Source organism: Streptomyces sp. NPDC002845 (assembly GCF_053591955.1).
On the sequence record NZ_JBSFUU010000151.1, the window covers coordinates 1 to 10,206 of the forward strand.

Here is a 10,206-nt window from a genome sequence, read left to right on the forward strand (position 1 = left end):
CGCTGCGGTGCGCTCGTGGCGCACCGCAGCGGCCGGGACGTTCGGGGTCAGGCCAGTTCCACGCGGTCGATCAGGCCGGCGGTGGTGAAGGCGTCCACGAGCTGCTCGCGGCCCTCGGTGAAGTGGGCCCGGCTGTCGAAGTGGACGGGCACGATACGGCGGGCGCCAGGGATGCGGGCGGCTTCGGCTGCCTGAGCGCTGTCGAGGGTGAGCAGCCGGCGGTCCAGGACATCGGTGCGGACCGCGCCGGCGAACAGCACAGCGGTGTCCACCGGTCCGAAGCGGTCGGCGATCTCGCGGACCGCGAGAGCTGTGCGTTGTCACCGCTGGCGTACACGGTGGGCAGGCCGTCACCGCTCAGGACGAAGCCGACGACCTCGCCGACTGCCGGTTCGAGGTCCTCGCGCGTCCCGGGGCCGTGCAGGGCCGGAACGCCGGTGACGGTGATCGTGCCGCCGCCGGGACGGTCCGGCTCGACGGACTCCCAGTCCTCAAGGGGTCGTGCGGTGCCGCCCGGTCGGCCCGCGCCACTGGGCGTGGTCTCCCTGGTGGTCTCGTTGGGTGGGTGCTTGTGCCGCGGGGGAGGGTGGCTGCCGTGTCGGGGGTGTGTTGCCGTGTGGCCGCGGAGATGTCGGGGGGTGTCTGCTGGTGGGGGGTGGTTACTCGGTGATGAAGTCGCCCATCATGGCCATGTCCTCGTGTTCCAGGTTGTGGCAGTGGATCATGAAGGTGCCGGGGTAGTGGGTGAACCGGGTGACGACCTCGACGGCCTCGGCCGGGCGCAGGTCCACGGTGTCCTTCCAGCCGTGGTCGAACGTTTTGACGGCGCGGTTGTTGCGCGATAGGACCTGGAAGTGGTCCAGGTGCAGATGGACGGGGTGGTGGAAGTTCGTGGTGAACCGCCAGATCTCCACCTGGCCGAGTTTGGGGCGGGCCAGTGCGTGTCCGGGCTCGTACTCCTTGCCGTTGATGGTCCAGCCCGCGGTGGAGCCGCGGAAGTGGAAGTCGCGGGTGACTGCGGCTCGGCCCGGGTCGAGCCGGGGCACGTCGCTCAGCTTCTGCGGCACCCTGGTGTCGTCGCGGGGGGAGCCGGAGCCGATGTCGAAGCGCATGACCTGGGCCGTCGAGCCGTCTCCGAAGCGGTTGAGCAGGCGTACCTCGGTGCCCGGCCGGTAGCGGGAGAAGTCGACCACGACGTCGAAGCGTTCGGCCGGGGCGATCTCCAGCGCGTCGTGGCGGCGGGGCGCGTCCAGCAGTCCGCCGTCGCTGCCGATCTGGACGAAGGCGCCGCCGCCTTCGGGCTGCGGGTCCAGCTGCAGTTTGTACAGGCGGGCGTTGGAGGCGTTGAGGAAGCGCAGCCGGTAGCGCAGCCGCTGTGTCGCGTGCACCGGCCAGGGGGCGCCGTTGACCAGGATGACGTCACCGAGCACGCCGTTCATGTAGGCGTCCGTGACGCCCGGGGTGTGCAACTCGGAGTCCAGCCAGGGGTATTGGAACGATCCGTCCGCGGCGAACGAACGGTCTGTGATCATGATCGGGATGTCCCGGCCGCCGCGGGGCAGCGGCAGCCGCTCCTCCTCGTCGTCGTGCACGAGGTGGAATCCGGCGAGCCCCATCCAGACGGCCGCGCCCGTGTAGCTCATGCGGTGGTCGTGGTACCAGAGTGTCGCGGCGCGCTGATCGAAGGGGTACGTGTAGGTGCGTGTTCCCTCGGTGAGGTCCATCGTGGCGTGGCCCATGGCCGGGCCGTGCGGTCCGCCGCTCATGTCCTGGTGGACACGGTGTGCGTCGTAGGAGCCGTCGGCGGGCAGGATCAGGGAGGTCGGGTAGCCGTCGCTGGCCGCCGGGGTGTGGCCGCCGTGCAGGTGGACCACGGCGGGGCGGTCGAGTTCGTTGCGGTGGCGCACCACGGTGCGGCGTCCCGAGCGCGAGACGATCGTCGGCCCCGGGAAGGTGCCGCCGTACGTCCATGCCGTGGTGCGCAGTCCGGGCAGGATCTCCAACCCGGCGTGCTGCTGGGTGATTTCGTAACTGTCCGTGGTGCCGCTCGTCGACACCGGTTCCAGCACCCGGGGGATCGGCAGGGGCGTGCGGAAGGCGGCCGGCAGTTCGGCCTGGCTGGTCAGCACCTTGCCGGGGCGGCCCTCGCGCATGTAGTGGCTCAGCACCGGCCAGCCGGCCGCGGTCAGGGCGCCGGCGCCGAGCACCGCCCCGCCGGCGCCCAGGAGCGCGCGCCGCCTCACTTGGCCGGCTCCGGCTGTACGGTCTCGTCCGGGGCGGGGACGGCCGGGGCCTTGGCGGGCAGCGGGGTGGTCATCACGCGCTGGGACAGCACCGCGACGGCGGAGACGAGGATGACGCCGAGCAGGACGTGGGAGGCGACGCTGCGGCTGAGGCCGAGGGCTATCTCGGCCACGAGCGCCAGGAGCACGACGACCGATGCGGGGAGAACCGATCTGGGCCCTCCGAAGCGGCGTACGAAGAAGGCGGCGACGGCCATCAGGAGAGCGACCACGGCGATGACACGGCCGAGCGTTCCGTGCATCGCCAGCATGTCGAAATGGCCGCCGAGAAAGCCTCCGGCCAAGGCGACCTGGACGAGCATCAGAATCGACTGGAATGCGGCGGTGATGCGCAAGGACAGCAGAGACGGGCGCAAAGACATACCGGTGATCCAACCCGGATGCCCGGCGGCCTGCAACCCGAACTTGGCATTTCCGCAAGGCAGTTGAGCGATTCTCAAGTGTCCTCCGGATTGGTAAAGGCCGAAAAGGCCAGTGGGTGGGTCGAGATCGAGCCACGCGTTCTCGTACGGGCCATGTGGTGTGCGCTGTCCGTCCCTGTGCCGGACACGTCTCATGGCCCCGGTGGCCACGGCCGCCTTTTGGGGAGGTAATGCGATGACGGTGCTCACCCGTGACGAAATCCTCTGGCTGAGAAGGCTCGTCGCCGCTCCCGGCGGCGGATTGCGGCTGATGTGTTTCCCGTTCGCCAGAGGTTCGGCCCGCTGTTTCCGGCCGCCGGCGATTTGCGCCGGCACCGAATACGGAAACCCTTGCCGTGCAGTGTCCGGGACGTTCAGGAGCGGCGTCGCAGGCCCCGTTGGAGAGGGAGGTCTTTCCAGCCCGGCCGGCGGGGCCGGCGGTTGAGGCCGGTGCGGGGTAGCGGTGAAGCTTCTGGTGGAGGGGGTTACGGCCGAGGTCCGCGCCTTTGCACGGGAGCTGCGGGTGGGTCCACCCTTCGGCGGCCGGTCTGTCCGGCACGCATCTGGGATCCTCGCCGCCGGTTTCGGCATCGGGGCCGCCATCGTGTGCCGTGGCATCGGCGGGGCCGTCGGCCTGCCGGCCGCACTCGCTGCGATGTTGGTGCAGGCGATCGGAGGCGCTGCTCGCCTGGTCTTCGTTGTGCTGGGCGGCGCGGTCGTGCCGGTCCTTGGAATCGCCGCAAACGCCGGTGCTGCGCGGGCAGGAAGAAGCACCGCGGCATGAACGTCCCAGTCCTCACCGACCCCTTCGGCGGACTCCTGCGGGCCTGCCCGGCACTGCCCGGCGCCCCTACGCTTCTGACCGCGGCCGGCACCCACGGCGTCCTCGGCGCACTCGCCGAGGCCGGCATCAAGGCTTACGCGGGCAAGGGGTGTCAGGGTGCTCCTTGCCCGGTGCGGGTGCCGTTGTGCGGACGGCGCCTGCGGCGGTGGCGGCGCCGGCGCACGACGCACGCCAGGATCCGGTGCGTCGTCGGACGGGCGATGGCCACGCCCGAGCGGTGGCGTCTGCCGTGCACGCGGTGCTGCGGCACCACTCGCATCACCGCGATCGTTCAGGACGTCCTGACCCTCCATCACACCGCCACGAGTTGAGGGTGGAAGACGCTCGATGGCTCGGCGTCGTGTCGTGCCTTCGCTGACGCGCCGTTCGATGCAGGCGCGGGTGCGGGTGTCCCGGCGTATCGGTGCCAAGGCGGTCGTGCGCAGGCGTGAACGCCACGTCGCCCGCGAGCTCTGCCGGACGGTCCTCACGCTCCGGCCGGGCGCCCCGGAGCCTCGGTCCCTGCTGTCATGTGTGCCCTGACGCATCACGTGGAGTGCGTGGCGGCGCGGGCGCCGGCGGCGATGCCGGCGGCGAAGGACCGCCGCCGGGAAGCGTCGGCGACCGGCGCCGCGAGGCGCGGGAAACCGCGGTGTTGTGGCCGGGTTCGCGGCGATCGGGGACGGCGGTGGCGGCGGGGTGGGCAGCGGCCGGGCTGTGGTGCCGCGGTGGCCGAGCTGCTTGGCTCCTTGGGGGCCGGCTAGCGGGCGATGACGAGTGTGGCGGGGGAGGCGGTGGGGTGGAAGGACACCTTCTCGAAGCCGGCTCCGGCCAGCCAGGCGGTGTAGTCGGCGCGGCGCCATGTTCCGCCTTTGTTGCTCTTGAGGAGCATTTCCGAGGCGAACAGGAGCGGGAAGGAGGGGCCGCTGCGGTCGTCCTCGACGACGTAGTCGCAGACGACGAGGGCGCCGCCGGGTTTGAGGGCGTCGCGGAGCTTGGCGAAGACCGCCACGTTGTCCTCGGGCCCTTCCTGGTGGGCGACGTGGGAGTACAGGGCCACGTCGTAGGCGGCGGTGTCGAGTGGGGCGGTGTGGAAGTCGCCGTCCAGGCACGTGAACCGGTCGGTCAGGCAGTGCCGCGCGAGCAGCCGGCGGGCGATGGCGTTGATGGGTCCCCAGTCGAGCTGGGTCGCGCGGGCGGCGGGGTTGAGCCGGAGCCAGACGGACGAGAAGATGCCCGACCCGCCGCCCACGTCGAGGATCGAGAGGTCTTCGCGCTCGGCCAGGCCCAGCACGTCGGCGGCGGTCTGTGCGGCGGTGACCGACAGGCCCGCGATGGCGGTGACGACCTTCTCCCAGTGGGGGTTGTCGGCCACCTCCACCATCGCATCCGCCGGCGGGCCCCCGGCGCGGAACACCTCGAGCCGGCCCGCCAGTTTGTCCATCTCGGCCAGCTTGAGCTGCGCGAAGCCGCTGATGTCGGTGGGCTGGCCCTCGACCAGGTACAGCTCGGCTTCCGGGGTGTTGCGGTAGGTGCCGTCGTGGGTCTGGAGCAGCCCCAGGCCGACGAGCCCGTCGAGGAGGCTCTGCACACCGCGCTGGGCCATGCCGGTTTTCGCGGCCAGCCGGCCGGCGGTGTCCAGCCCGCCGTGGATGAGCGTGAACAGCGAGTGCTGTGTCGCCACACCGAGGAGGCCGGTGGCCCAGTAGCCGCTGGCGATCTCCAGGATGCGGCCTGGGGAAGGCAGGTTGCCCGTCATCGTGTCCTTCTCCTCACAGGGATGCCGGCACGGCCTGCCGGCGTAGGTCCGCGGTGATCGCCGGCGCCTCCGCGCGCCAGCTGCCGACGGCCATTTCGGCGGTGATGCCGGGGCCGAAACCTGCGATCACACCGGTGGCGTCCGGGGTCATCGTGTCTTCCTCGAACAGCCTGCGCAGCGCGTCGAGTACGACCGCGCTGGCGATGTTCCCGTATTCCGTGAGCGTGGCCCAGCTGTGCCGGAACATGTGGAGATCGACGCCCAGGAACGTGCTCAGATCGGCGAGGATGCGCGGGCCGCCGGCGTGGATGATGTAGAGATCCAGGCCGCCGATGTCCCAGCCGTGGCTCATCGCGAGTTCACGCAGCACCGGGGCGAGCGGCTGCATCGTCCCGGGCACCCGGCGGTCCAGCTGGAAGTGGAAGCCGGTGGGCCGCACGGCGTAGGAGATCCAGCTCTCGGTGTCCGGGATGATGTAGGAGGCATTGCGTTCCAGCGACATCCCGGTGCCGCCGCTGCCGCGCACCACGGCGGCCGCCACCGCGTCGCCGAACAGCCCGTCGGACAACAGCGAGCCGATACCGTCGTCGTCGGGCTGGTAGCACAGCGAGCACAGTTCGCAGGAGACGATCAGAACGTTGCTGCGCGGGTAGGCGGTGCAGAAGTCGTGGGCCCGGTTGATCGCGGCGCCGCCGGCGGCACAGCCCAGCTGGGCGATGGGTATCTGCCGGGTGTCGGTGCGGAACCCCATGTTGTTGATCAGCCATGCCGTCATCGACGGCATCATGAACCCGGTGCAGGACACGAAGATGATCGCGTCGATGTCCCGGGCGGTCAGCCGGGCGTTTGCCAGGGCCTGTTCGATGACCTTCGGGCATCTCTTCTTGGCTTCGACCTCGAATATCCGGTTGCGCTCCTCGAGGCCGGGATGGCGGAGCGTCTTCTCGATCGGCTGCACGATGTGCCGTTTTTGCACACCCGTGTTCCTGATCAACCGAAGCGCCAGTGGCAGCTGTGGCTTCCCGTGGTGGGTCTCTTCGGCGAACTTCAGGGTTTCTTCCATGGTGATGACGTATTCCGGCACATCCACCGACGGTTTGCATAGCGTTGGCATATCCGTGGAGTCCACCTTCTGAGGAGTCGGCTCGGAGTTCGACACCTCCATACCCTTGCCCATCGCGCTTGCGATCGGCTTGGCGCGGGCTTGGGCTCCACCGCGTCGGTTGTGAACGGGCCGGCGCCGGCCGCTACTCGTCCCGGCGCGCGATGATCTCCTCCAGCATCCGCCGCAGCATGTCGATCCCGTCCCGGCCGAAGTGCCGGGCCCACATCCGCTCCATGTCCCCCAGGATCCGGGCGGCGGCGAGCTGGGCCGCCTGGCCCCGCTCGGTCAGCCGGATGAGCTTGGCCCGGCCATCGCCCGGGTCCGCGGTCCGTTCGACGTAGCCGAACCGCTCGAGCTCGTCGACCACTTCGGCGATGGCCTGCTTGCTGAACCCGGAGCGTTCGGCGAGCACGGTGAGCCGCGAGCCCTCCGGGTCGACGAACCGGAAGACGGAGCCGTGCCGGAACCGGACCCCCTCGAACCCCTCCTCGTGCAGCCGCCGGTGGAGCTGCTCGATGGTGAGGTCCTTGGCCTGCGCGAGCAGCGTGGGCAGCGGCACCTGGCGCTCGCCCGGCTTCCCCGGTCGCGTGGTCATCTCGGGCCACCTTTCTGACACAGCCAAGTCGTCAGGGGGCTTGACTAAAAAGTAGTACGGTTGCTTGACTAACTCTAGCGGCATCGGCAACTCGACCGCGAGACACGGCGCGACACCGGTTGTGAAGGGAAGAGTCATGAGCACTTCGGGCGAGGAGAACCGCAGGGCCGCCGGCTTCGGCGGCGAGGCCGTCGAAGCCTTAGGCAAGCGGGTGATGGGGCCGGTGCTGACTGCAAAGGACGAGCAGTACGACGCGGAGCGCGCCGGGAACCAGACCGCGCGTTCGCATCGGCCCGCGATCCTGGTGGGCGCGGTCGGCCCCGCTGATGTGCAGCAGGCGGTGGAGTTCGCCGGCCGCCACGGGCTTGCGGTGGCGGTGCAGGGCACCGGGCATGCGCTGGCGGCCGTCGCCGCCGAGGGCGGAGTCCTCATCAACACGTCCCGGATGACCGGCGTCCGCGTGAACGCGGAAGCGGGCACCGCGTGGGTGGCGGCCGGGACGCGCTGGGATCAGGTGATCCACGAGGCGGCGCCGGCCGGGCTGGCACCGCTGGCGGGCTCGGCCCCGGGGGTCGGCGTGGTGTCGTACACCCTCGGCGGCGGCCTTGGACTGCTTTCGCGGCGTTACGGATACGCCGCCGACCACGTGCGCAGCATCGACGTCGTCACGGCGGACGGGCGGCTGCGGCAGGTCACGGCGACGTCGGACCCGGACCTCTTCTGGGCGCTCCGCGGCGGCCGGGACAATTTCGGTGTGGTCACCGGAATCGAGATCGACCTCATGCCGGTCCCGACTCTCTACGGCGGTGGCCTGTTCTTCGACTTCGCGTCGGCCCGCGAGGTCCTTGACACGTATGTGCAGTGGTCGGCCGGCATGCCCGATGAGATGACCTCCTCGGCCGCGGTGATCTCCTTCCCCGACGCGCCGGTGCTCCCGCCGCCGCTGCGCGGTCGCCATGTCGTCCACGTCCGCATCGCCTACTCGGCGGACGACCTCGGCGCCGGCAAGGACCTGGTGGCGCCGCTGCGGGCACTCGACCCCTTCAACGACACCGTCCGTGAACTGCCCTACACCGAGGTCGGGACGATCCACAACGACCCGCCCGTGCCGGGCACCTTCGAATCGGCCACCACGCTGCTGGGCGAGCTCGACGCCGACACGGTCGGCGCCGTCCTGGACCTGGTCGGACCGCACGCGCCGGTGCCGCACGTCGTCGAACTGCGTCACCTCGGCGGCCGGCTCGCCCGCCCGGCCGACGTCGCGAACGCGGTCGGCAACCGCGACGCGCACTACTTGCTGAACGTGGTTTCGCGGCTGGAACGCGCCGACATCACCGCCATCCGGCCCGCGCACGAGCGCCTTCTCGAGGCGATCGCACCCTGGAGCACCGGAGGCCGGGCCCTGACCTTCCTGAACGGCGAGCGGGACACCGAGTACGTGCGCTCCGCGTACGACCCCGAGGACTACCAGCGCCTCACCGAGATCAAGGCCGCCTACGACCCGGAGAACATCTTCCGGCTCAATCACAACATCCCGCCGGCCGCCCCCGGGGGGAGCCGGGCGAGCCCAGGAGGGCGCTGAAGATCTTGGCTGGATCAGCGAGCGGCGGCTGGTGCGTGCAGCTGCAAGGCGCCGGGATGCCCTCGTAGCGGAGCTACCAGGGCGTTTCGGCAACGCGGCTGGGGGTGCCCCTCTGGGGGAGTGCGTGCCAGGCGTCGGGAGCCCGGCCAAGATCTTCAGTGCCCTCCTGGGGCACGTCCCGCCCGGGGAAGGGCTTCAGCGCTTCTCCGGGCCGAGGTGTACGGGCAGGCCGGTGACGGAGTTGGAGAAGATCGAGGGGACCGCGGTCAGTTCGGCGGGATCGACGGCGAGCCGGAGTTCGGGGTAGCGGGCGAACAGCGGGGGCAGCGCGGCCATCGCCTCGAACCGGGCCAGGGCAGGTCCGATGCAGACGTGCGGCCCACTGCCGAACGCCATGTGCCGCTTGACCGGCCGCGTGATGTCGAACTGGTCGGCACTCTCGCCGTACTGTCGCGCATCACGGTTGACGCCGCTCCAGGGAGCGAGGATGGCGTCCCCCTTGGGGATGGTGACGCCGGCCACCGTGATGTCCTCGGTCGGGAACCGGGCCGGGAAGTTTCCCACCGGGGAGTCCCAGCGCAGGGTCTCCTCGATGACCTGGCTCCAGAGGGCGGTGTCGCCGTCGCGGACCATCGCCAACTGGTCCGGGTGGGTCAGCAGGGCGCGCGTGGCGTTGACGATCAGGCTGATCGAGGTTTCGTGACCGGCGCCGATGAGCGTCCACAGCGTGTCCTCGAGTTCTTCGTCGGTGAACGCGTCATCGGCCTCGTCGTTGACGGCGGCGATCAGCGCGCTGGTCAGGTCGTCCGCCGGCTCGGCGCGTCGCATGGCGAAGAGGCGCTGGAACAGTCCGTGCCGCTCCTGCCGCGCGGCGAGGAACTGCTCGGCGGTCGTGTCGGCGCGTATGACGGTGTCGATGAGCGCGCGGAACCGTGACCACCACGCTTCGGGCACGCCTATGAGTTCGCATATCACCTGCATGGGGAACGGGTAGGCGTAGTGCCGCCGCAGATCGACCGTGCCGTCCGGCGCGGCCTGGCGGGGCAGGTCGTCCAGCATCGTGGCCACGATCTGGTCGATGCGCGGTCCCATGCGCTCGACCCGGGTCCGGGTGAAGGCGCGGGTCAGCGGGCGGCGCAGCCGCCGGTGCTCCGCGCCGTCACGGGCCATCAGATTGTTCAGCCGGATCATGCCGAGCAGCGGCCAGTCATCGGGGATCTCGCCACGGCGCAGGGCCTCCCAGTTGCGCCAGTCCCGCCCCACCCTGGGGTCGGCGGTGAGTTCGGCGAGCAGCGCGTAGTCGGTGACCACCCACATGCGGACGCCGCCAGGAAGCACGGCGCGGACGACCGGGCCGAGGTCGCGCATCAGGGCTGCCTCACCATGGCGGTCGGTGCCCAACGGGTCGATGGGAAAGAGCGGGAGAGAGGTCTGACTGAGCGTCGTGTCGGTCATGGTGACATTCCTCCTGGCTGACGTGACGTCGGACTGACTTGAGCTCGGAACGAAAATGCCACCAGAGTTCACTTGGGAATGACTAACCACTGACGTTTTCTCAGCGAAATGATCTGCGCGAAGCGGTGTGAAACAGACCATGCGTGGGTGGGTCGGGCGAACTGGGCCCGGCTGCGAACAGAC

9 protein-coding genes and 1 pseudogene are annotated in these 10,206 nt (G+C 70.2%); 3 read left to right on the top strand and 7 right to left on the bottom strand.

All coding sequences use genetic code 11. From position 1 onward, the window contains the following. Positions 1–47: 47 nt before the first annotated feature. From ACWD3C_RS46805 to ACWD3C_RS46815, 3 genes and pseudogenes are all read right to left on the bottom strand, one after another. A pseudogene (locus ACWD3C_RS46805) lies at positions 48–541 on the bottom strand (MBL fold metallo-hydrolase); the annotation flags it as partial. A gap of 118 nt (positions 542–659) precedes the next feature. Further along, positions 660–2,243, bottom strand: coding sequence for a multicopper oxidase family protein (locus tag ACWD3C_RS46810; protein WP_451154645.1), 1,584 nt, complete (start codon positions 2,241–2,243; stop codon positions 660–662). Beyond that, complete coding sequence (locus ACWD3C_RS46815; RefSeq protein WP_451154646.1) at positions 2,240–2,665, bottom strand: hypothetical protein; 426 nt, start codon at positions 2,663–2,665, stop codon at positions 2,240–2,242. Before ACWD3C_RS46815 ends, ACWD3C_RS46810 begins: the two co-directional genes overlap by 4 nt. Positions 2,666–3,167: 502 nt before the next feature. On the opposite strand from ACWD3C_RS46815, the gene ACWD3C_RS46820 reads away from it, so the two are divergent. Further along, entirely contained in the window at positions 3,168–3,488 is a 321-nt protein-coding gene (locus ACWD3C_RS46820) for a hypothetical protein (RefSeq protein ID WP_451154647.1), read from the top strand. After that, positions 3,485–3,859, top strand: a complete 375-nt coding sequence (locus ACWD3C_RS46825) for a hypothetical protein (protein WP_451154648.1) — start codon at positions 3,485–3,487, stop codon at positions 3,857–3,859. Before ACWD3C_RS46820 ends, ACWD3C_RS46825 begins: the two co-directional genes overlap by 4 nt. Positions 3,860–4,287: 428 nt before the next feature. Here ACWD3C_RS46825 and ACWD3C_RS46830 read toward each other — a convergent pair whose 3' ends face one another. The 3 genes from ACWD3C_RS46830 to ACWD3C_RS46840 all read right to left on the bottom strand — a co-directional run bounded on the left by ACWD3C_RS46830 (position 4,288) and on the right by ACWD3C_RS46840 (position 6,986). Then, positions 4,288–5,286 carry a class I SAM-dependent methyltransferase gene (locus ACWD3C_RS46830; RefSeq protein ID WP_451154650.1) on the bottom strand — a complete coding sequence of 333 codons (999 nt, stop codon included), beginning with the start codon at positions 5,284–5,286 and terminating at the stop codon, positions 4,288–4,290. 13 nt (positions 5,287–5,299) lie between these two features. Further along, a complete protein-coding gene (locus tag ACWD3C_RS46835) occupies positions 5,300–6,400 on the bottom strand; it encodes a type III polyketide synthase (RefSeq protein WP_451154658.1) in 1,101 nt (366 codons plus the stop codon). A 133-nt stretch (positions 6,401–6,533) separates the two neighbouring features. After that, on the bottom strand, positions 6,534–6,986 hold the full coding sequence (locus tag ACWD3C_RS46840) for a MarR family winged helix-turn-helix transcriptional regulator (protein WP_451154652.1): 453 nt from the start codon (positions 6,984–6,986) through the stop codon (positions 6,534–6,536). 136 nt (positions 6,987–7,122) lie between these two features. On the opposite strand from ACWD3C_RS46840, the gene ACWD3C_RS46845 reads away from it, so the two are divergent. Beyond that, positions 7,123–8,568 (top strand): FAD-binding oxidoreductase, encoded by a 1,446-nt coding sequence (locus tag ACWD3C_RS46845; RefSeq protein WP_451154654.1) that lies wholly within the window; start codon positions 7,123–7,125, stop codon positions 8,566–8,568. 195 nt (positions 8,569–8,763) lie between these two features. On the opposite strand, the gene ACWD3C_RS46850 is transcribed toward ACWD3C_RS46845, so the two are convergent. After that, entirely contained in the window at positions 8,764–10,023 is a 1,260-nt protein-coding gene (locus tag ACWD3C_RS46850; protein ID WP_451154656.1) for a cytochrome P450 family protein, read from the bottom strand. Positions 10,024–10,206: the final 183 nt, after the last annotated feature.